Below are 23,503 nucleotides of genomic sequence, written 5' to 3'. Positions count from 1 at the left end.
AGATTAGAATATATAGGAGAATGAAGATGAAAGTTTTAGTTATTAATTGCGGAAGTTCCTCCCTCAAATACCAGCTGATCGATTCAGACACAGAAGATGTACTGGCAAAAGGTCTCTGTGAGAGGATCGGGATCGACGGAGCCCTGACCCATGAGCCTGCCGGAAAAGACAAGATCAAGACCACTCCTGCCATGCCGGACCACAAGACGGCCATCGGCATTGTGCTTGAACAGCTGACAGACAAAGAAAACGGCGTGATCACATCTTTAGACGAAATCAGTGCCGTGGGACACAGAGTCGTACACGGAGGAGAGAAGTTCACAAAATCCTGCATTATCACAGAGGATGTGTTAAAAGAGATCGAGGCGTGCAACGTATTCGCACCGCTCCATAACCCTGCGGCTCTGATCGGAATTGAGGCCTGCCGGGAACTCATGAAGGACAAACCTATGGCTGCTGTATTTGATACCGCATTCCATCAGACGATGCCGGAAAAGGCATTTCTCTATGGAATCCCGAGAAAGTATTACGATGAAGACGGAATCCGCCGCTATGGATTCCACGGGACTTCCCATCAGTTTGTCTCCCGTGAGGCTGCCAAGATGCTTGGAAAAGACATCAAAAATATCAATATAATTGTGTGCCATTTAGGAAACGGTGCCAGCGTCACAGCAGTCAAAGGCGGAGAGTCTGTGGATACTTCGATGGGACTGACACCGCTGGAGGGCCTGATCATGGGTACCCGTTCCGGAGACCTGGACCCGGCGATTCTTGAGTTCATCGCGAACAAAGAAAATAAAACCGTGTCTGAAGTAGTCAATATCTTAAACAAAGAATCCGGAGTGCTCGGACTGTCCGGCGGTATTTCTTCCGATTTCAGAGATGTCAAAGCCGCAAGGACAGAGGGCAACAAAGCGGCTGCGGCTGCGATGGACGCTTATGTATACCGTGTAGCGAAGTATATCGGAGCCTACACTGTGGCTATGAACGGGGTGGATGCCATCGCTTTCACTGCGGGACTGGGAGAAAATGACGACGCCACGAGAGCAGCGATTGGAGAATATTTGGATTGTATCGGTGCAAAGATCGATGCTGAAAAGAACGATGTGCACGGAAAAGCAGCGGTCATTTCAACGGATGATTCCAGAGTCAAAGTGCTCTGCATTCCGACCAACGAGGAAGTGATGATCGCAAGGGATACGGTAGCCCTTGTAAAATAAAATTACTTGACAAACAAATATCGCGTTTGTATAATAGACAAGTATGAAATTTTAGGAGATAGTATGCTGATTCAGTTATCAAAATTGTTATCAATGCCGGATCATGAAGAGACGGTGGAATGTTCCCTGGATATGGAGGAGATTGTTCTCAGAAGAGAAAGTTATCCGATCCTGGAGAAGCCTTCTTTTCCGGTCATTTTAAAAAATGAAGGGAAGAGGACGGTTTCGGTCTCATTTCAGACAAGCATCACAGTCGGGATGCCCTGCGGCCGGTGTCTCACCGAGGTTCCGGAAAAGATCAGGCTCAGTGTCTTACGGACATTGGATTTTGATGACATAGAAGAAACTTGTAAGGATCAAGTATCTTTCGTAGATGGAAGCAGCCTCAATGTGGATAAGCTTATTCTTGAAGAAGTGATTCCCCTGCTGCCAACAAAGGTGTTATGCAGTGAAGACTGCAAAGGACTTTGTCCAGTGTGCGGAACGAATCTGAACAAGGAAGAGTGTGGCTGTGACCGGGCGGTTAAAGATCCACGGATGGCAGCTATCCAGGATATTTTTAAGAATTTTAAGGAGGTGTAATACCAATGTCAATCTGTCCAAAGAATAAATCTTCAAAAGCGAGAAGAGATAAACGTAGAGCAAACTGGAAAATGACTGCACCAGCTTTAGTAAAGTGCAGCAAGTGCGGTGAATTAATGATGCCTCACAGAGTGTGCAAAGCCTGCGGATCTTATAATAAAAGAGAAATCGTAAATGCTCAGTAAGAGTTGACAACAGCAGCATATGTTGTCATGAATTGCCATGCGTTTAGACTTTATGAGTTTAAGCGGATGGCATTTCTTTTCATCTGGTGATTTTGTATCAAGGAGGTTGCAAATGGAAAAGATAGTTAAAGTAGCGCTGGATGCCATGGGAGGGGACAATGCTCCCGGAGAGATCGTAAAAGGCGCGGTGGATGCGGTCAACGAGAACAGCAATATTAAAGTTTACCTTGTAGGAAAATCCCCGAGGATCCACGAGGAATTAAAGAAATACCGCTATAAGAGCGAGCAGATCGAAGTGATCAATGCAGAAGAAGAAATTTCTTGTGATGAATCACCGGTAGAGGCGATTCGTAAGAAGAAAGATTCTTCCATGGTAGTCGGGATGAAGATGGTAAAAGACCAGACTGCAGATGCATTTGTATCGGCCGGAAGTTCAGGGGCGATCCTCGTGGGAGGACAGTTCGTGGTGGGCAGGATCAAAGGGGTGAAGCGTGCTCCTCTGGCCGCTTTGATGCCGACTACAAAAGGTGTTTCCCTGATCATTGACAGCGGAGCCAATATGGATGCAAAACCGGAATACCTTCTGGAATTTGCGAAGATGGGTTCTATTTATATGGAAGACGTGGTAGGCATTAAAAATCCGAAAGTTGCCATCGTAAATGTAGGTGTGGAAGAGGCAAAGGGAAATGCGCTTGTCAAAGATACATTTCCTCTTTTGAAGGAATGTGAGGAGATCAACTTTACCGGAAGCATCGAGGCCAGGGAAATTCATTCCGGTCAGGCAGATGTGGTTGTCTGCGATGCCTTTGTGGGAAATGTGATCCTGAAGTTATCAGAAGGCCTGTCCTCAACGCTGATGTCAATCGTAAAAGACGGCATGATGCAGAGTATGAGAGGAAAGATCGGAGGCCTGCTCGTGAAGCCGTCACTGAAAAAGACCCTGAAACGCTTTGACGCGTCGGAGCACGGCGGAGCTCCTCTTCTCGGTCTGAACGGCCTGGTCGTGAAGATGCACGGAAGTTCCAAGGCAAAAGAGACGAAGAACGCGATCATCCAGTGTATTGCTTTTTCAGAGGCCAAAATCAATGAAAAGATCAAAGAACAGATTGTAAAGGAAAAATAAAAGGTATGAATCAATCAAATCAGGAAGATTTTCAGAAAAAAATCAAGATTCGTTTTCATGACAAGAAATTGCTGACAACTGCACTGACCCACAGTTCCTATGCAAATGAGCGGAAACTTTCCCGGGGGAAAGACAATGAACGGCTGGAGTTTTTGGGAGACGCAGTGCTGGAACTGATCATGAGTGACTATTTGTTTCACACATACAAAGACGAACCGGAGGGAAAACTGACCAAAATGAGAGCCAGCCTTGTCTGCGAGCCTACTCTGGCATTCTGTGCCAAGGATCTCTCTCTGGGCGATTATCTGCTGCTGAGCAAAGGGGAAGACCTGACCGGAGGAAGGGAGAGAGATTCCATTTTATCGGATGCGTTTGAGGCAGTGATCGGAGCCGTATATCTGGATCAGGGATTCGAGGAAGCCAGAAAGTTTGTGGAAACATATCTGCTCCAGGATGTAGATGAAAAAGTATTGTTTTATGACGCCAAGACTTCGCTTCAGGAACTTGTACAGAGTTTTTCCAAGCAGCCGCTTACTTATGAACTGATAAAGGAAGACGGGCCGGACCACCAGAAGACTTTCACGGTGGAGGCCAGGCTCGGGGAAAAAGTCATTGGGACCGGAACCGGAAGAAGCAAGAAAAGTGCGGAGCAGACGGCAGCCTATGAGGCAATGAAGCATAAGGACGGAATATTGAGGTAGCTATGTATCTGAAAAGCATTGAAGTGAATGGATTTAAATCCTTCGCCAACAAAATGATTTTTAAATTTGACAGCGGCATTACGGGAATCGTTGGTCCCAACGGAAGCGGAAAGAGCAATGTGGCGGATGCGGTCCGGTGGGTGCTCGGAGAACAGAGCGCAAAACAGCTCCGGGGCGCCAAGATGGAAGACGTGATTTTTTCCGGCACGGAGATGAGAAAGCCGATGGGTTCTGCTTACGTTGCCATCACTATGGACAACAGTGATCACAGCCTGCCGATCGGGTTTGAAGAGATCACAGTGGCCAGGAGAGTCTACCGTTCCGGTGAAAGCGAATATCTGATGAACGGCAGTCCGTGCAGGCGAAAAGATATCGTGGAATTGTTTTTTGATACAGGAATAGGCAAAGAGGGCTATTCTATTATCGGACAGGGACAGATCGACCAGATTTTGAGCGGTAAGCCGGAGGACCGGAGAGAGCTGTTTGATGAGGCTGCCGGCATCGTAAAATATAAAAAGAATAAACTTGAGACAGAAAAATCTCTGGAGGCAGAACGGGAGAATTTAAACCGGGTAACGGATATTCTTATGGAATTGGAACGGCAGGTCGGCCCGCTGAAGACACAGTCTGAGAAGGCAAGGGAATATCTCTCATACAGGGACCGGCTGAAGGAATATGACACATCCATGTTCCTCATGGAAAACGGCCGGCTGTCCGATGAGATTGAGAGTCTGGATGAGAAGATCCGGATCGCCCAGGGAGAAGTGGATGACGCGGACAGGCGCCTGGAACAGACGAAAGCCGAATATGAGAAACAGGACCGGTATTTAAACGAGCTGAAACACGAGATCGAGACCAGGACGGAAGAGCTTTCTATAGCCAAAGTAGACAAAGAGAAACAGGAAGGCCAGATCAAGGTCTTAAAAGAACAGATGAACACGGAGCGGATGAGAGAGACGCATCTGTCGTCTGATATCCGCCGGCTTACCGGAGAAAAAGAGGACAAGCGCTCACAGCTTTCTGAACTTCAAAAAGAGGGCAGGGAGATCGAAGAGGCGGTTTTGAAAGCCCGGGAAGATACTGTGGAAAGAGAAAGCCAAGTCGCATTTCTCCAGAAGGATATTCAGGATACGGAGAAAGAACTTGAGAAGCTTCGCAGAAATCAGCAGAGTTTTGCCAACAATCAGATAAATCTCTCCAACAGGCTGCAGCATGTGGAGACTGTGAGAGAGCAGCTGGATGTGCGGATTCGCCATTTGATCTCGCAGGCAGAAAACTCCGGGCACCACAGGGCAGAGCAGGAGAAAAGAAAAGAACAGGAAGAATTTAAGAGGCTTGAGCTGGCGGAAGCAAAAAAACAGATCCTTAAGGAGTTGGAGACAGAGCAGGAGTTCTGCGGCAGACTGGGAAATGAGAGAAGATCCGTCCAGGAGGAGCTCACCCTGAAAAAGGAAGGCTTTCACAGGAGCCAGTCCAGTTATGAGACGTTAAGAAACATGGCGGAGCGCTATGAGGGATATGGATTCGGCATCAAGAGGGTGATGGAGCAGAAAGGGAGATATCCGGGCATCATCGGTGCCGTAGCAGATATCATGAAAGTCAGGAAAAAATATGAGCTTGCTGTGGAGACTGCCCTCGGAGGAGCCATTCAGAATGTAGTCACCGATACCCAGCAGACAGCAAAAGAAATGATCGAATTTCTGAAAAAAAACCGATATGGCAGGGTGACATTCCTTCCGCTCAGCACAGTCAAACAGAGGGGCGGATTTCCAAGGCCTGAGGCAGTGCATGAGAAGGGAGTGATCGGCACCTGTGACTGTCTCGCAAGCTATGAAGACAGATTTTCAGAATTGTTCCAGTCACTTCTCGGCCGTGTACTCGTCGTGGAATCCATCGACGACGGGATACGGATCGCAGCAAAATACAAACACTCTTTCCGCATTGTAACGCTTGACGGGGATGCACTGAACCCCGGAGGTTCTATGTCCGGAGGTGCCTATAAGAATAAGAGCAATCTTCTCGGAAGAAACCGTGAAATAAAAGAACTTGAGCAAAAGCTGTTAAAGGACAGAGATGAAATTCTGCGTATCTCCAAAGTGCTTGAAGAAAAGACAGAGCAGTACGGGCAGGCGGAAGAGAAGATCAGCCGTTTAAAAGGCAGGATTCAGGAAAATACACTTCGGGAAAACACCGTGGTGATGACAATGAAATCCATTGACAAACAAATTCACGAGGAAGCAGAGAGGGAGCAGGAATACTTAGATCAGGCCCAAGCCCTTCGCCGGGAATACCGGTCCATGGATGGGGATGTGACATCTTTATCTGACAAAAAACAGGTGCTGGAGGAAGCAAATCAGACGGAAGAACAAAAGATTCACAGTCTTTCCAGACATCTGGAGGAAGCCAGACGCACGGCGGAAGAAAAGGCCAGGGAAGTTTCCGAGGCACATATGAAAGCCGGCCAGCTGAAGCAGCGCCAGGATTTCATCATGAGCAGCGGAGAACGGCTTCGCCTGGAGCTTTCAAAGATCGAAGAGGATCTGGAGGCACTTGGCAGGCAGACTGGTACTGTCGATTCGTCCATCGGAGACATTGAGCGGCGGATAGAAACATGCAGAGAGGAAGTTCATTCAAAGAGTCTCTGGATCGAAGAAGAAAAAAAGAATCTCTCTCATAAGCAGAAGAAGCTTTCAGAGACTGAGGAAAAGTACAAGGAAAGTCTGAAAGTCAGAGAAGAACTTATGCAGAGAGTCAACGGCTTCGACAAAGAAGTGCTGAGGCTTACATCTGCAAGGGAGAAGCTGGAGGAAAAACAGCAGGAACTTTTGGAATACATGTGGGAGAACTATGAACTTACATATCATCAGGCAAAGTCGGCGGCAGGTGAGGAGCCTCGGGAAAGCCTTACAGAATTAAAGAAGAAAATTGCTGAGATCAAGACACAGATCAGGGAACTGGGGCCGGTGAATGTCAACGCAATAGAGGACTACAGGGATGTTTTGGAGAGATATGAATTTTTGAAAAAACAGCACGAAGATATCGTAAAGGCTGAGGCACATCTGGCAGGGCTGATTGATGAACTGGAAGCTGCCATGAGGAATCAGTTCAGAGAGAAGTTTAAAGATATTCAGGAAATGTTCCAGAAGGTGTTCCAGGAACTTTTCGGGGGAGGATATGCAAGGCTCGAACTCACCGACGACGATGTGCTGGAGTCAGGTATCCGGATCATTGCACAGCCGCCGGGGAAAAAACTGCAGAATATGATGCAGCTTTCCGGAGGAGAAAAAGCTCTGACAGCTATTTCCCTTCTGTTTGCGATTCAAAATCTGAAACCTTCGCCGTTTTGTCTGCTGGATGAAATAGAGGCTGCACTGGATGATTCCAATGTAGCAAGATTTGCACAATACCTGCATAAGCTTACAAAAGAAACACAATTTATTGTAATTACCCACAGACGTGGTACAATGACAGCAGCGGATATTTTATATGGGATCACCATGCAGGAGAAAGGTATCTCCACGCTGGTGTCCGTGAGTCTGATCGAAAACGATCTGGACGAATAAAGCTGAGAAGGGAAGGAGATTTGAAATGGCAGAAAAGAAAGGATTCTTCAGCAGACTGGCTGCGGGACTTACAAAGACCAGAGATAATATCGCCTCAGGCTTTGACTCTATTTTTAAAGGGTTTTCCAGCATTGACGATGATTTTTATGAAGAATTGGAAGAGATCATGATCATGAGCGACATGGGAATTGATACGACCATGAGCATCATTGAAAATCTGAAAAAGAAAGTAAAAGAAGAGAAGATCAAAGAGCCGGAAGAGTGCCGGCAGGTTCTCATTGATTCCATTAAGGAGCAGATGAAGCTGGGTGAAGAGGCATATGATTTTAAAGATAAAAAGAGCGTTGTGCTGGTCATCGGCGTCAATGGTGTAGGCAAGACTACATCGGTGGGCAAAATGGCATCCCTGCTGAAAGGCGAGGGGAAGAAGGTCATGATGGCGGCGGCGGATACATTCCGCGCGGGTGCTATTGAACAGCTAAAAGAGTGGGCAGGACGCGCCGGTGTAGATATCATCAGCCAGGCAGAAGGGGCGGACCCGGCAGCCGTTGTATACGATGCGGTTTCCGCTGCGAAAGCCAGGAATGTCGATGTGCTTTTGTGTGACACGGCCGGAAGGCTTCACAATAAAAAGAACCTGATGGATGAACTTAAGAAGATCAACCGCATTGTTGAGCGGGAGTACCCGGAAGCGTATAAGGAGACACTCATCGTACTGGACGGCACGACAGGGCAGAATGCTCTTGCACAGGCAAAACAGTTTAAAGAGGCCACAGACATCTCCGGTATTATTCTGACAAAGCTGGATGGTACAGCAAAGGGAGGCATCGCCATAGCAATCCAGGCAGAACTGGGAATTCCGGTAAAATATATCGGAATCGGTGAACAGGTGGATGACCTTCAGCCGTTTGATCCGGATATGTTTGTAAACGCACTGTTTGATAGAGGAGATGAGTAGATGTTAACATTAAACAAATTCGAAAAAGCGTATGACAAAGTACAGGAGATTGTTCTGCCCACAAAACTGATCAAAAGCGATTATTTTTCTGAGCAGACAGGCAACTTCGTTTATTTGAAGCCGGAAAACATGCAGCTGACCGGTGCCTATAAGATCCGGGGGGCATATTACAAGATCAGCACACTGAATGAAGAAGAAAAATCAAAAGGGCTGATCACCGCATCTGCCGGAAACCACGCGCAGGGAGTGGCGCTGGCTGCAAAGAGACAGGGAGTGAAGGCTACCATCGTTATGCCGACCACGACTCCGCTTTTGAAAGTCAACCGCACGAAAGACTTAGGCGCAAAAGTGGTCCTTTGCGGAGATGTCTATGATGAAGCGTGTGAACATGCGCTGAAGCTTGCGCAGGAGAAAGGATTTACATTTGTGCATCCTTTTGATGATCTGGCGGTTGCAACGGGGCAGGGCACCATCGCGATGGATATCTTCAAGGAACTGCCCACTGTGGATTATATTTTAGTTCCGATCGGCGGAGGCGGACTGGCTACCGGAGTTTCTACTCTGGCAAAGCTGTTAAATCCAAAGATCAAAGTCATCGGTGTTGAGCCTGCGGGAGCGGCCTGCATGAAGGCTTCACTGGAGGCCGGAAAAGTTGTATCCTGCGAACATGTAAATACCATCGCTGACGGTACGGCTGTTCAGACCCCGGGGAAAAAGATCTTTCCTTACATACAAAACAACATCGACGACATTATTACGGTAGAAGATGAAGAACTGATTCCGTGCTTTCTGGATCTTTTGGAAAACCATAAGATGCTTGCAGAGAACTCAGGCCTTCTGACCATTGCGGCGCTGAAGCATCTGAAAGCAGAAGGAAAGAAAGTGGTTCCGATCATCAGCGGCGGGAATATGGATGTTATCACAATTGCATCTTTAGTACAGCACGGTCTGATCATCAGGGACAGGATTTTTACGGTTTCCGTATTTCTTCCGGACAAGCCGGGAGAGCTCACAAGAGTTTCAAAAGTCATTTCTCAGGCTCAAGGCAACATTGTAAAATTGGAACACAACCAGTTTGTAAGTATTAATAGAAACAGTGCAGTGGAGCTTACGATCACGATGGAAGCTTTCGGCACGGAGCACAAGAACAAAATCATAAAAGCGCTTCAGGACACCGGTTACAAACCGGAGATCAGAAGCTCAAAAAGTGTATTTTAGCAGTTTTTACAAAGGAAAAAAGAAGTTATCAAAAAAACAGTTTTTGCAGAAGACAGAAACTGTTTTTTTTGCACTTTTTAGCGCATTACAGTGTAACAAAATGTGCAAAATTAAGGTTAACAAAATTAACAAAAAAAGGACGGAAAAAGTGTATTAAATTTTGTACAATTTGTTGTATAAAGTCCCCTTTTTATGTTATAATAGGTTTATGAAACAGATGTCAGCAATTTGATCTTGTAAAGGACAGCATCGGTTACGTTCTTAGCTATTCAGAATTTGATTTTACGTAGATTAGGAAGTGTGATTTTGACCATTTGCAAGGACAAAATGGTGAAATTTGCACTTTTTTTATTAGCTTGTACATATAATACTTAGTATGTATTTGAAGGAGGAGGATTTATCCCATGGAAACAAACATTAGCAAAGAGGACTTATATTTATTTCAGACGGGAAAAGCGCAGAAAGCATATTTAATGTTTGGATGCCATTACTTGAAAGAAGCGGATGCCCACGAGTTTGTGGTATGGGCACCAAATGCCAAGTCTGTCAGTCTGGTCGGAGACTTTAATCAGTGGAATCCGCTTTCACATCCGATGAAGCAGACAGAACCGGGGATTTACTCGATCCAGGTAGAAGGACTGGAAAAAGGGGATTTATATAAATACTACGTGGAAGGCATGGACGGCAAATGCAGATATAAGAGTGATCCATTCGCATTCTATTCAGAGATGAGACCGGATACGGCATCTGTTGTGTGGGATGAGCTGGACGGTTTCTCGTGGAGGGACAAGCGCTATTTAAGCCGCAGAAAGAAAAAACAGGATGTCAGCCAGCCGATGTCTGTTTACGAGATGCACCTGGGCACATGGAAGATGCCGAAAGAGGAAGAGAGGGAGTTTTATAATTACCGTGAGATTGCAGACATGCTTGTTCCATATCTGCAGAAGATGGGGTATACCCATGTAGAACTGATGCCGGTGACAGAATACCCGTATGATCTTTCCTGGGGGTATCAGGTAACCGGATATTATTCAGTGACTTCCCGCTACGGCACACCGGAAGATTTTATGTATTTTATAGATAAGCTCCACCGGGCAGATATCGGTGTGATCTTAGACTGGGTGCCTGCACATTTTCCGAGGGATGAACACGGACTTGCACTGTTTGACGGGTCCCATATTTATGACCACGCAGATCCGAGAAAAGGAAGCCAGCCGGACTGGGGCACACTGCTGTTTAACTATGGAAAACCGGAAGTGCAGAGTTTCCTGATCTCCAGCGCCGTATTTTTTGCGGAGAAATATCACATCGACGGTATCCGGATCGATGCGGTCAGCGCCATGCTGTATCTGGATTTCGGCAAAAAGCCGGGAGAGTTTGTGCCAAATGAAGACGGCACCAATATCAATTACGAAGCCGTGGATTTCCTGAAAAATTTAAACCGCACGATGCGTTCTAACTTTGAAGGATTTATCACTGTGGCGGAAGAGTCTACCGCTTTTCCGAAAGTCACAAGCGCTGTTGACGATGAAGAAGGACTTGGATTTACATATAAGTGGAACATGGGATACATGCATGATTCCCTCTATTACATGGAACTGGATTCCCTGTTCCGGAAAGAAAACCATGGAGCCATTGTATTCTCTATGGACTATGCGTACAGTGAAAATTATATCCTGCCATACTCACACGATGAAGTTGTGCACGGTAAAGGTTCCATGATCAACAAAATGTTCGGAGAATACGAGCAGAAGTTTGGGTCACTGAAAACACTGTATGGATTTATGTTTGCTCATCCGGGAAAGAAACTGCTGTTCATGGGCGACGACTTTGCGCAGTTTGTAGAGTGGAGAGACAAGGAAGAGTTAGACTGGTTCCTGATCGATGAATATGAGACACATAAAACCATGAACGATTATGTGGCGAAGTTAAACGAACTTTACTGCAGCGAACCGGCTCTGTACGAACTGGACAACAAACCGGAAGGATTTGAATGGCTGCTGCAGAGAGATGCAGATCACAGCATTGTAGCATTCATCAGAAAATCTAAAAAGCGCAGAGGAAAACCTCAGGAGCAGATTGTATGTATCTTTAACTTTACTCCGGTAGAGTGGGATAAGTATCATATCCCGATGCCGAAAGACGGAAAGCTTACAAAGATTCTGGATACCGGGGAGAAGGCTTACGGAGGATCCGGAGAGGTCAGCCAAAAGTCGGCGAAAGTCCGGAAAAAGAAGATCAAAGGAAAGAGAAACGCCTACGAGCATTATGCGGTCATCACCTTAAAACCACTCAGTGCTGTTATGTATAGATATACGCTGGAGGACACTCCAGCCAAGAAGAAGGCGGAACCAAAGAAGACAGAAGCAAAGAAGCCGTCACCGAAAGCAGCCGGGACTGCAAAAGCGGAAGCTGTAAAGACACCGGTGAAAAAAGAAGTTTCTGTAGTTACAGAACCGGCATCGGCAGCAGAGACAACCCTGAAGACAGCAGAAGTTCAGGCGAAAAAGGAGACTCCAAAAGCTGCCGGACCGGCAGCAGGGAAGAAAGCTGAAAAACCGGAAGCAAAAAAAGAACAGACAACAAAAGATATACAAAAACCTAAAAAGAAGGAGGCCGAAAAAGAAACAAAGCAGCAGACCGAAGATTCTACTAAAAAGAAAACAGCAGCGAAGAGTGCAGATAAAAAAGAAGAAACAAAATAGGCATTGTGAGAAGGAGGAAAACTATGATTACAAAAAAAGAGTGTGTAGCAATGTTGCTGGCAGGCGGCCAGGGAAGCCGATTATTCGCGTTGACCCAGAAGAAGGCGAAGCCTGCTGTTCCCTACGGCGGTAAATATAAGATTATAGATTTCCCGTTATCCAACTGTGCGAATTCAGGAATCGACACCGTGGGTGTCCTGACTCAGTATGAACCCCTAGAGCTTAATTCCTATATCGGAACCGGAGGGTTCTGGGATTTAGACAATATGAACGGAGGAGCCTTTGTTCTTCCGCCGTATGTGAGAGGCGAGCAGGGAAACTGGTACCGCGGAACTGCCGATGCCATTTATCAGAATATCAATTTCATTGACAATTATGATCCGGACCACATCATTGTATTGTCCGGTGACCAGATCTGCTGTATGGATTATCAGAAGATGCTGAATTACCATAAGAAGAAAGGCGCTGACTGTACGATCTCTGTGCTGGAAGTCACACTGGAGGAAGCGAAGCGTTTTGGGATCATGAACACCGATGAGGACAACAGGATCGAGGAGTTCGAAGAAAAACCGGCTCACCCTAAGAGCACGAAAGCATCTATGGGTATTTACGTGTTCAAATGGAAACTGATCCGCCAGTACCTGATCGATGATGCAAATGATCCGGATTCAGAACACGATTTCGGCAAAAACATCATTCCGAGAATGCTGGAAGAAGGAAAGAAAATGTATGCATACAGCTTTGACGGATACTGGAGAGATGTGGGAACGATTTCAAGCCTGTGGGAGGCTAACATGGAGCTTCTGGAGGAGAATCCTCAGCTGAATTTAAACGATGACAAGCTGAAAGTCTACACGAGAACTTACGGACTTCCGCCTCATTACATAGCAGATGGTGCCAGTGTGAAAAAGAGCATCATCGCAGACGGCTCTTTCATCGAGGGGACTGTGGAAAACTGTGTCATTCATTCCGGCGTAAAGATCGGAAAGGGAGCCGTGGTGAAGAACAGTGTCATTATGAAAGATTCCATCGTCCGGGAGAACAGTGAGATCAACAAGGCGATCATTGACGAGGAAGTTGTTGTGGAAGAGGGAAGCAAAGTCGGAGAAGGCAATGAAGTTACTGTCATCGGCTATCACAGTGTGGTGCTTGAGGATGCTGTCGTTGAGGATGGTGCAATGATCTATCCGGAATCTATTTTACACTAGGGAGGTAGAAACTATGGAAAATCAAATGCTTGGACTTATAAATGCAGGAGAAGAAAACAGAAGGCTTCAGGATTTGGTGCGCACCCGAAGCTTATCGGCACTCCCGGTAGGCGGAAGATACCGGACCATAGATTTCCTCCTGAGCAATATGGTCAACTCTGCCATTAAAAATGTCGGAATCATGACAAGATACAATTACAGCTCTCTGATGGATCATGTTGGTTCCGGGAAAGACTGGGGACTCAACAGGAAACGCGGAGGACTTTATACCTTCCCTCCGTATATTTCAGGAAGCGGAAGATCCGGAGAATATGCCAGTGTCATGGATGGGCTGAGGGGAACTTTGGGATTTTTAAAGAAGGCTTCCGAGCCGTATATTCTTCTTGGACGTTCTTATGTGATATTTAATTCTGATTTTAACGACATGCTGGAAAAACACATCGACAGCGGCGCGGATATCTCCATGATGTATTTTGACAACAGTGATGACGCCACGAACTGTGATTATGACGGTGTATACCTGAAACCGGATGAGTCCGGACGCATTACAGATATGTGCTATTCGGAGACAAAGCACCGCTACGGCAAGAAGAGCATGGATGTGTATATTATGAAACGGGAACTCCTGATCGACTTTATCCAGGAGGCAGTATCCCACAACAGAAAACATTTCTTCTTCGACGTACTTATTCCGAATTTTGACCGCCTGTATATTCAGGGATACGAATACAAAGGATATGTAGGCTGCATCACATCTGTGGAGGCTTACTACAATATCAATATGGACTTATTGAAACAAGATGTTCAGAAAGAACTGTTTTTTGGTAAGAATAAAGTGTATACTAGGACGAGTGACAGTGCGCCTGCCCGCTATGGCATCGAGGCGAATATCAGCAACAGTCTGATCAGCAGCGGCTGTGAAGTCGACGGAACCGTAGAAAATTCTATTATCTTCCGCGGATGCCAGATTGAGAAAGGCGCAGTGATCAGAAATTCCATCGTTATGGCGGAAGGATTTATAGGAAAGGGTGCGGACATCAATCATACGATTATGGACCGGCATGTAAAGATCTATTCTAACGCACATTTATCCGGATCCAGACAGCATCCGGTGTTCATACCGAAGGGAGCCAGCGTCAATGAATAAAAGGAATGAGTGTATGATGAACGTACTGATGGTTGCAGCGGAATGTGCTCCCTTTGTGAAGCTGGGCGGCCTTGCCGATGTCATCGGTACTCTGCCCAAGGAGCTCAACAAGCTTCATGCGGATACCAGAGTCATGATGCCGTTCCACCGCCAGATCAAGGATAAGTATGCTGCACAGACAAAGCATATGGCAGATTTTTATATACATTTTGCCGGAAGAGACGTATATGTAGGCGTTGAGGGCTTATTTTTCAACGATGTCACGTATTACTTTATTGACAATGAAGAGTACTTCGGCGATGCGGTTTACCGGGGCGGGGACGCAGAAGGAGAGCAGTACGCATATTTCTGCCGTGCTGTAATCGAAGCTGCCGGAAGAATCGGATTCCTTCCGGATGTGCTTCACTGCAATGACTGGCAGACCGGGCTGATCCCGCTTCTCCTGAAGACTCAGTATAGCCATTGGGAGATCGGGCGTGCCAGGACGATCTTTACAATTCACAACATGATGTATCAGGGTGAGTATGCCTTTGAGGCTTTTCACCACTGGCTGGGCATCGATCCGAGGTATGATACACCGGAATTTATGCATAACTATGAGTGTGCAAGCTTTATGAAAGCAGCCCTCGTATTCGCAGACCGGATTAGTACGGTAAGTCCCACTTATGCACAGGAGATCAAGACTCCTGAGTTTTCATACAGGCTGGAAGGTATTTTGAATGCCAGGGCCTGGGATACATGGGGAATCGTAAATGGCATCAATACAGAAGAATTCGATCCGGAGACAGACCCGTACCTGCAGTATCATTTTAATAAAGATGATCTGACAGGAAAGAAAAAGAATAAAGAAAAACTGATCAGTGATCTGGGACTGAGCATTTCTCCCGGTGTGCCGATCATCGGCATGGTCAGCCGTCTTACCGCACAGAAGGGACTTGATTTAGTCAAGTATATCCTGGATGAGCTGATGTGTACGGAAGATATTGCTTTCGTCGTATTGGGAACAGGCGACCATGATTATGAAGAATTTTTCCGCTTTATGGAGAATAAGTATAAGGGAAGAGTATGCTCATATATCGCATACAACAATGCGGTGGCTCATCAGATCTATGCTGCCAGCGACTTGTTCCTTATGCCTTCTAAATTTGAACCGTGCGGCATCTCACAGATGATCGCACTTCGATACGGAACTCTGCCGATCGTGCGGGAGACCGGAGGGCTTTGTGACACGGTCCAGAGCTACAATGAATTTGAAGAGACAGGAAACGGATTTTCTTTCAGAAATTACAATGCACACGAGATGCTTTCAGTCATTCGTTACGCATTGAATACGCTGCGCAGTCCAAAGCGCAGGAAAGGCTTGATCCAAAGGGCGATGGAGTCTGACAACAGTTTTGCGTCATCAGCCAAAAAATATCTAGAATTATACCAGAGCATTCTTTAGACAACTGGTGAAAGGAGCAACAGAGGATGAAAATTGTAAACAATAACAGTAAGGTGAAGGAGATCATCAGCAATGTTGAGAACAAGCTGAACAACAACTTCGGAACAACATTGGAGGAGGCAACCAGAGATGAGCTTTATAAGGCGGGAGCTGGCTGCATCCGGGATGATATCATGCATCTTTGGACCAAGAGCCGTAAAAAGACAGAGGATCTGGGACTGAAAAAATTATACTATATGTCTGCGGAATTCCTAATGGGAAGAGCATACAGCAACAACCTGATCAATTCCGGGGTTTTCAGGGACTATAAAGAGGCCTTCGAAAAAATGGGCATTGACTTTGACGATATTTTGGATGAAGAGAGCGATCCGGGGCTTGGTAACGGAGGACTTGGACGTCTGGCCGCATGCTTCCTGGATTCTTTGTCCACCTTAAATCTGCCGGCGATCGGATGCGGCATCCGTTATGAATACGGGCTGTTCCAGCAGAAGATCATCGACGGAAGTCAGGTAGAGGTAGAAGACGACTGGCTGAGAGACGGTTTCGTGTGGGAAGTAGAACGCCCGGAACTGACGATGGAAGTCCGCTTTAACGGAGAGATCAGGGAAAACTGGACAGAGGACGGCTTAAAGATCGAGCACTATAATTATCACACAGTGCTGGCAGTACCGTACGATGTGCCGGTTATGGGATATAAGACCAATGCCCCGGCTACATTGAGACTCTGGAGTGCAAAGAGCAAGCAGAACTTTGACCTTCATTCTTTTAATGAGGGAAGATATGAGAAGGCTTCTGCGGATTCAGAGTTTGCGGAAGTAATCTCAAAGGTTCTCTATCCTGCGGATGACCATATGCAGGGAAAACTGCTCAGATTAAAGCAGTTTTATTTCCTGACATCTGCCACTATGCAGCTTATGGTGAAACACCACAAGGGAAAAAGAGGAGATCTCCATACTCTTCCTGAGTATGCGGCTGTCCAGATCAACGATACTCACCCGACCCTTGCAATCCCTGAATTAATGAGAATTCTCATGGATGAAGAAGGCTTCGGATGGGAAGAAGCAGAGGACATCGTAAGCCAGATCTTTAACTATACGAACCATACGATCATGGCCGAGGCTTTGGAGTGCTGGGATGAAAACATGTTTAAGCTTCTTCTGCCGAGAATTTATCAGATCATCTGTGTTATGAACCAGAAGTACTGTGAGCGTCTGAGAACTTATTATCCGAATGATGAGGCCAAGATTGCTTATATGGCGATCATCGGAAATAACCAGATCCGCATGGCAAACCTTTGTGTTGCCGTCTGCCACAGGGTGAACGGAGTTTCCCAGCTTCACGGAGACATATTAAAGACGAATCTGTTCCACGATTCATACAATATTTATCCTCAAAAATTCCTTGCAATTACCAACGGCATTACACACAGAAGATGGCTTGCTCTGGCAAATCCGGAACTGTGTGATCTGATTCAGGATAATGTCAGGGGAGACCTGCTCGGTGACTACCGTCTGTTTGAAAAGATCATGCCGATGGCTGACGACGCGGAATTCTGCAGGAAATATGATGCTATTAAACAGCGCAATAAGAGAAGGCTTGCCAAGTATCTGAAACAGAAACAGGGAATAGAGATTAATCCGGATTCTCTGATCGATGTGCAGTGCAAACGGCTTCATGAGTACAAGAGACAGCTGCTAAAATGCCTGCATATTATTTATCTGTACAAACAGGTGAAGAAAAATCCTGATTTCTTAAGCAAGCCGATCACCTTTATTTTCGGGGCAAAAGCGGCTCCGGGATATCAGAGGGCAAAGGAGATCATCCGTCTGATCAACTCCATCGGAGACATGGTCAACAATGATCCTGCGACGAAGGATAAGATGCAGGTTGTATTTGTAGAAAACTACTCGGTGTCTGTGGCTGAAGTGCTGATACCGGCGGCTGACATCAGCGAACAGCTTTCAACGGCCGGACTGGAAGCATCAGGAACCGGAAACATGAAGTTTATGATGAACGGTGCGCTGACTCTTGGAACTATGGACGGAGCTAATGTGGAAATTTTTGAGCAGGTAGGCAAAGAAAATATCTTTATTTTTGGGGCCACTGTGGATGAGATCAATTCCATGAAACAGTACCGGACGTACAATCCGGGAACCATTTTTGAACAAAACCCAATGATCCGTGAGGTGTGCAACTGTCTGATCGCGGGAGAACTTCCGAGATACGGAAAGAGAAAATATTCTGATATTTATCAGTCTCTGCTGTTTGGAGAACATAATATTCCGGATCAGTATTTTGTCCTGTATGATCTGCCTTCTTATGTGGAAGAATTTGAGAAGGTATACGACATGTATATCAATCACCACGATGAATGGGTAAAGAAAGCGGTGATCAATACCGCTAAATCCGGATTTTTCTCTTCCGACAGAACGATTGAAGAGTACAATGAAAAAATCTGGAATTTACCAACATACAAATAGGCAAGGTGAGAGAACATGATCCATAATGCATCAATTGAGCAGTACAGAGAACCTGTTGGGGCTGTCACAAAAGGCGAAGAGGTAAAACTTCGCCTTTTTGCCTTGGAGGGAACTGCTGTCACTGTGGAACTGGTCTTATATTCGGAAGATTACCATAAGACCTTTTCAATGAGAGAGAAAAAGGGTTTCTATGAATGTATCATAGAGATGCCGGAAAAAGCGTGTATCCTGTGGTATTATTTCAGGATCACAGAGGGAAATTACACGTACTATTACGGAGCAAGGCCGGGACGGACCTGCGGGGAAGGAATTCGGGTAGAAGAAGATGTCCGGGGCTTTCAGATAACGGTTTACGAAAGAGGGTTTGAGACGCCTAGATGGCTTTCAAAAGGCATTATGTATCAGATATTCCCGGACCGGTTCTGCCGGGGAGACAGGCAGAATACCGTGCGGGGGGAAGCATACCACAGAAAAATGGGCCGTGATATTTATGTGCACAAAAGCTGGGAGGAACGCCCGCTTTTCGGACCGATGGAGGGAAAAGAATTCTATGATCCCTGTGATTTCTTCGGGGGAGATCTGGAAGGCATCAAGAAGCGGCTGGATGAACTGAAAAAGCTTGGGGTTACATGCATTTATCTGAATCCGATCGTCGAGTCAAGCTCCAATCACCGCTACAATACGGGAGATTATAAAAAGGTAGATCCGTTCCTTGGGGACAACGAAGACTTCAGAGAATTATGCGAGGTTGCCAGGAGAAAAGGAATCCATATTATTCTGGACGGGGTTTTCTCCCACACGGGAGCAGACAGCCTGTATTTCAATAAAAATGGGAATTATAAAAGTGTAGGCGCATACCAGAGCCAGGATTCACCGTATTATGACTGGTATTCTTTTGACAGCAGGGGCGATTACAAGAGCTGGTGGGGCTTTCGGAGTCTGCCGGAAGTCAATGAGCTGGATGAGCGCTTTCTGTCTTATATTATCACGGGAAGGAATTCTGTGTTAAAGCACTGGTTTAACCTGGGGGCATCGGGATTCCGGCTGGATGTGGCGGATGAGCTTCCGGATGAATTTATTTTCCTGATGCGCAAAACGATGAAAAAAATGTTTAAGAACTATGCCCTGATCGGGGAAGTGTGGGAAGATGTGACCACCAAGGAAAGTTACGGGGTCAAGAGAAAATATGCTCTCGGCAGGGGGCTTGACAGCACTATGAATTATCCGTTTAAGGTAAACTGTGTCAACTTTTTGCTTGGAAATGAAGATGCGTATGCTATGCAGCAGTTTTTGCTGGGGCAGCAGTGTAATTATCCAAAGCCGTTTTATTACAGCGTAATGAATCTGCTCTCGTCCCACGACATCCCAAGAATCCGGACGACACTGGCTTCAGGCATGAATGAAATGCTGCCGTCCAGGGAAAACCAGATCGACTATGTAGTCACATCAGAAAATGACCGCAGGGGAGCCGTGCTCTCCAGGCTGGCATTCGCGATTCAGTTTTTCATTCCGGGAATTCCTTCGATTTATTATGGGGATGAATATGGGATGAACGGCCTGATGGACCCGTTTAACCGGGGGCCTTATTTTAAACATGATACGAAAATTTATGAAGAATTGAAGACGGTTTCGGTGTTCAGGAGCAGGGAAAAAATCCTTCAGACAGGATACGCGCTGTATATCGGCGCATCAAAAAATGTTCTGGCTATCCTTCGCTTTGCCGCTGGGAATAAAGATATATTCGGAGAACCGTGCGGACAGGGGGCCTATCTTCTGCTTGTAAATCCGGGAGATGAGGAAGAAGAGATAGAATTTGACATCGCGGATCACAAGGAAGGGGTGCCTGAGGAAGAACACAGGCGTCTCATCAGGATGCTTGGCAACACCCGTGTCCACACAAAGATACAAAAATCAGACTATAAGATCATGCGTCTGTCATGATTCCGTCAGCAGCTCTTCGTCTGCATGATCCATGACAGAGAATGCAACATTTGTCCCGTGATCAGCGATCCGTTCAAGGGATGAAAGCATATCAGAAAATAACAGACCGGCCCGGGGCTCACAGATGCCCTGGGCCATTCTGTTCAGATGGCGTTTTTGATAGCGGCGTTCCATGGCGTCTATGGCCTGTTCGTGTTTATAAAAGTCGGGGATCATCTCTTTTTTGTGCTCTTTAAAGATTACCACGGCGTCTTTCAGGAGGGCAGATACAGCGTTGTACATATTGACAAGTTCGCGCTTCGCATCTTTGCTCAGACGGGAATTGTGGTCAGCCGCTGAGCGGGCACTGTCGGCGAAATTTTCGGCAAGGTCGCCGATGCGTTCGATGTCGCCGACGGCATAGAACATGCTGCCGAGGATCTCGCGGTCACCTACGGGCAGTTCCTGAAGATTGGAATTGACGAGAAAGTCGGTGATTTTCTGGCTCAGACTGTCTATCTCCTCCTCTCTCTGGTAAATCTCTCCCAAATGTTTTGTACTGCAGTTTAAAAATGCGTGGAAAGCCAGTTCCAGATTCTTGTTCGCAAGCTCTGCCATACGGGAAATTTCCTGCCGGACCTGAGGAATTGCGGAGATCGGAGATCGGTACTCACCGATGAAGTTAAGATCGGAGCGGGCAGGCTTTGCTTCGTCTCCGGGGACAATCTTTTCTGCCAGTTTGACAATCAGCCCTGTACTCGGAAACATGATCAGGACTTCGAAGATTTTGAAAAATGTATGAGCGTTGGCAACGCTGCGGCCTACATTGCCCCTTGATATATGTAAGATAGTCTCGGTGATCGGGCCGAGGAATAAGCTGAGCATTGTAAAAATTGCGGCGCTTCCGAAGACGTTAAATAAAAAGTGAATCACTGCCGCTCGTTTTGCGTTTTTCTTGCCGCTTAAACTGGCAAGGAGTGCAGATACACAGGAACCCATGTTACAGCCCAGAATGATGAAAAAACAGATGGAGAGTCCCAGCAGTCCCTGGGAAGCCATCAAAAGTACAATGCTGACCGTTACAGAAGAACTCTGGAGTACGGCGGTGATAACAAAGCCGATCAATACAGCGGCAAAATGGTTGTCCAGTCCGGAAAGGGCCTGCATGACAGCAGGTGAGTCCTTGAGGAATGACATTGTTGATGACATGGTGGTAAGGCCGGTGAAAAGCACACCGAATCCCAGGACAACTTCCCCTGCCTTTTTAATCCTTGGGTTTTGTACAAACATGACCATGATCACGCCGGACATTAAAAAAACAGGTGCTGCATCTGAGAGATTAAATGCTACCAGCTGGGAAGTCACAGTTGTTCCGATGTTGGCACCGAGAATCACGCCCGCTGCCTGTGACAGATTCATAAGGCCTGCGTTTACGAAGCTTACGACCATAACCGTGGAGGCACTGGACGACTGAATGATGGCTGTGAAGAAGATGCCTACCAGCATCCCCGAAAATCGGTTGGTCGTGAAAAACTCCAGGATCCCTCTCAGCCTGGCACCGGCGGCTTTCTCAAGACCGTCACTCATCAATTTCATTCCGTACAAAAATAGTCCCAGGCCGCCGGCCATCGGTAATAGAAAAGAACTCATTGCTGCCTCCTTGGTTTATATAAAATTTAACATAGATTTTACAAATAAGTTACTTCTATTTTACTTTAAAATAAGCAAAGAGACAAGAAAAACAGATTGTCATTTTTCATTGTACAAGGTATAATGAACCAAATATAAGGAGGAAGTTTATGAAGCATTATGATTATATTTTAGTGGGCGGAGGACTTTTTAACGGAGTCGTGGCCAGAGAAGCAGGAAAACAGGGGAAATCGTGTCTGGTTGTGGAAAAAAGAGACGCCCTGGGAGGAAATATCATGTGCAGAGATGTGGAAGGAATCCTGGTCCATGAGTATGGAGCACACATTTTCCACACGAGCAATGAGGAAGTATGGAAGTATGTGACCTCGCTGGCAGAATTCAACCATTATATCAACTGTCCGGTAGCCAACTATCACGGTGAGACATATAATCTTCCTTTTAATATGAATACCTTCAGCAAGATGTGGGGAATTACATTTCCTGCTGAGGCAAAAGAGATCATAGAATCCCAAAAACAGAAGGTGGAGGGAGAGCCTTCAAATCTGGAAGAACAGGCCATCAGTCTGGTGGGCACAGACATATATGAGAAACTCATCAAAGGGTATACGGAAAAACAGTGGGGAAGAGACTGTAAGGACCTGCCCGCATCGATCATCAAGAGAATTCCTGTCCGGTACATCTACGACAACAATTATTTTAATGATCCGCATCAGGGAATACCGAAAGAAGGATACAACAAGCTGATTGGGAAGCTGTATGAAGGCTGTGACGTGATGCTCTCCACAGATTATCTGGAAAAGAGAGAGGAACTGGAATGCATGGGGGACAAGGTCATCTACACCGGAACGATCGATTCTTACTATGGATATTGTTTTGGAAAACTGGCCTACCGCAGTCTCAGATTTGAACACGAACTGCTGGAAGAAGAAAATCATCAGGGCGTGGCAGTCATGAACTATACGGACCGGGAGACGCCGTACACGAGAAAGATCGAACACAAGCACTTTGCATTCGGAAAACAGGAAAAAACCGTAGTCACGAAAGAATATCCGGCAGAGTGGGAAGACGGGATGGAACCTTACTACCCGGTCAACGATGAGGAAAACAACCGGTTGTTTGAAAAATACCGCGAGCTGTCCAAAAAGGAAGAAAAAGTTTTGTTCGGAGGAAGACTCGGGGAGTACAAATACTACGATATGGATAAAGTCATCGAGTCTGCTCTGCGGTTTACGAAGGATACACTGCATCTGTGATACTTTTGTGTATATTCTGCCGGGATTAACAGAGAAAATTAAAAAAGGCCGTTTGGAATTTTTTTCAGAATTCTGAACGGTCATTTTTTTGTCCAAGGGGGTTTGCACGATTTTTTAAATCTTGTTATAATAAACTCTATATGCCA

The 23,503-nt window shown here is 46.2% G+C and carries 16 protein-coding genes; 15 read left to right on the top strand and 1 reads right to left on the bottom strand.

The window, feature by feature from the left end:
• Positions 1-26: 26 nt before the first annotated feature.
• The 14 genes from DWV34_RS03545 to DWV34_RS03480 all read left to right on the top strand — a co-directional run bounded on the left by DWV34_RS03545 (position 27) and on the right by DWV34_RS03480 (position 20,475).
• Entirely contained in the window at positions 27-1,220 is a 1,194-nt protein-coding gene (locus DWV34_RS03545; protein ID WP_118475501.1) for an acetate/propionate family kinase, read from the top strand.
• A 63-nt stretch (positions 1,221-1,283) separates the two neighbouring features.
• On the top strand, positions 1,284-1,802 hold the full coding sequence (locus DWV34_RS03540; RefSeq protein ID WP_118475499.1) for a YceD family protein: 519 nt from the start codon (positions 1,284-1,286) through the stop codon (positions 1,800-1,802).
• A gap of 5 nt (positions 1,803-1,807) precedes the next feature.
• Positions 1,808-1,987, top strand: coding sequence for a 50S ribosomal protein L32 (gene rpmF / locus DWV34_RS03535; RefSeq protein ID WP_006565851.1), 180 nt, complete (start codon positions 1,808-1,810; stop codon positions 1,985-1,987).
• A gap of 112 nt (positions 1,988-2,099) precedes the next feature.
• Positions 2,100-3,110 carry a phosphate acyltransferase PlsX gene (gene plsX, locus DWV34_RS03530; protein WP_006565850.1) on the top strand — a complete coding sequence of 337 codons (1,011 nt, stop codon included), beginning with the start codon at positions 2,100-2,102 and terminating at the stop codon, positions 3,108-3,110.
• Between the two features lie 5 nt (positions 3,111-3,115).
• Positions 3,116-3,811, top strand: coding sequence for a ribonuclease III (gene rnc / locus DWV34_RS03525; protein ID WP_006565849.1), 696 nt, complete (start codon positions 3,116-3,118; stop codon positions 3,809-3,811).
• Between the two features lie 2 nt (positions 3,812-3,813).
• Positions 3,814-7,374 (top strand): chromosome segregation protein SMC, encoded by a 3,561-nt coding sequence (gene smc / locus DWV34_RS03520; RefSeq protein WP_118475497.1) that lies wholly within the window; start codon positions 3,814-3,816, stop codon positions 7,372-7,374.
• Positions 7,375-7,399: 25 nt separating this feature from the next.
• Positions 7,400-8,332 carry a signal recognition particle-docking protein FtsY gene (gene ftsY / locus DWV34_RS03515; RefSeq protein ID WP_009290489.1) on the top strand — a complete coding sequence of 311 codons (933 nt, stop codon included), beginning with the start codon at positions 7,400-7,402 and terminating at the stop codon, positions 8,330-8,332.
• Complete coding sequence (gene ilvA, locus DWV34_RS03510) at positions 8,333-9,550, top strand: threonine ammonia-lyase (protein ID WP_006565846.1); 1,218 nt, start codon at positions 8,333-8,335, stop codon at positions 9,548-9,550.
• A 404-nt stretch (positions 9,551-9,954) separates the two neighbouring features.
• Positions 9,955-12,255, top strand: coding sequence for a 1,4-alpha-glucan branching protein GlgB (glgB, locus tag DWV34_RS03505; RefSeq protein WP_009290490.1), 2,301 nt, complete (start codon positions 9,955-9,957; stop codon positions 12,253-12,255).
• Between the two features lie 23 nt (positions 12,256-12,278).
• On the top strand, positions 12,279-13,463 hold the full coding sequence (locus DWV34_RS03500; RefSeq protein WP_118475495.1) for a glucose-1-phosphate adenylyltransferase: 1,185 nt from the start codon (positions 12,279-12,281) through the stop codon (positions 13,461-13,463).
• A gap of 13 nt (positions 13,464-13,476) precedes the next feature.
• Entirely contained in the window at positions 13,477-14,610 is a 1,134-nt protein-coding gene (glgD, locus tag DWV34_RS03495; RefSeq protein ID WP_006565842.1) for a glucose-1-phosphate adenylyltransferase subunit GlgD, read from the top strand.
• Positions 14,603-16,054 (top strand): glycogen synthase GlgA, encoded by a 1,452-nt coding sequence (gene glgA, locus DWV34_RS03490; protein ID WP_006565841.1) that lies wholly within the window; start codon positions 14,603-14,605, stop codon positions 16,052-16,054. Before glgD ends, glgA begins: the two co-directional genes overlap by 8 nt.
• Before the next feature lie 26 nt (positions 16,055-16,080).
• On the top strand, positions 16,081-18,534 hold the full coding sequence (locus DWV34_RS03485) for a glycogen/starch/alpha-glucan phosphorylase (RefSeq protein ID WP_006565840.1): 2,454 nt from the start codon (positions 16,081-16,083) through the stop codon (positions 18,532-18,534).
• Positions 18,535-18,549: 15 nt separating this feature from the next.
• Positions 18,550-20,475 (top strand): glycoside hydrolase family 13 protein, encoded by a 1,926-nt coding sequence (locus tag DWV34_RS03480; protein WP_022260791.1) that lies wholly within the window; start codon positions 18,550-18,552, stop codon positions 20,473-20,475.
• On the opposite strand, the gene DWV34_RS03475 is transcribed toward DWV34_RS03480, so the two are convergent.
• Positions 20,470-22,104, bottom strand: a complete 1,635-nt coding sequence (locus DWV34_RS03475) for a Na/Pi cotransporter family protein (RefSeq protein ID WP_039946190.1) — start codon at positions 22,102-22,104, stop codon at positions 20,470-20,472. The two genes, DWV34_RS03480 and DWV34_RS03475, sit on opposite strands and share 6 nt — an antisense overlap.
• 149 nt (positions 22,105-22,253) lie before the next feature.
• Between DWV34_RS03475 and glf the strand changes: the two genes are divergently transcribed.
• The gene (glf, locus tag DWV34_RS03470; protein WP_009290497.1) at positions 22,254-23,357 is read left to right on the top strand and encodes a UDP-galactopyranose mutase; all 1,104 of its coding nucleotides are present in this window, start codon (positions 22,254-22,256) and stop codon (positions 23,355-23,357) included.
• Positions 23,358-23,503 lie beyond the last annotated feature (146 nt).

Origin of the sequence: Anaerostipes sp. AF04-45 (assembly GCF_003461725.1) — a bacterium.
GTDB classification, from domain to species: Bacteria; Bacillota; Clostridia; order Lachnospirales; family Lachnospiraceae; genus Anaerostipes; species Anaerostipes caccae.
The sequence above is the reverse complement of the archived record's forward strand: the minus strand, read 5'-3'. Positions and strand labels throughout refer to the sequence as shown.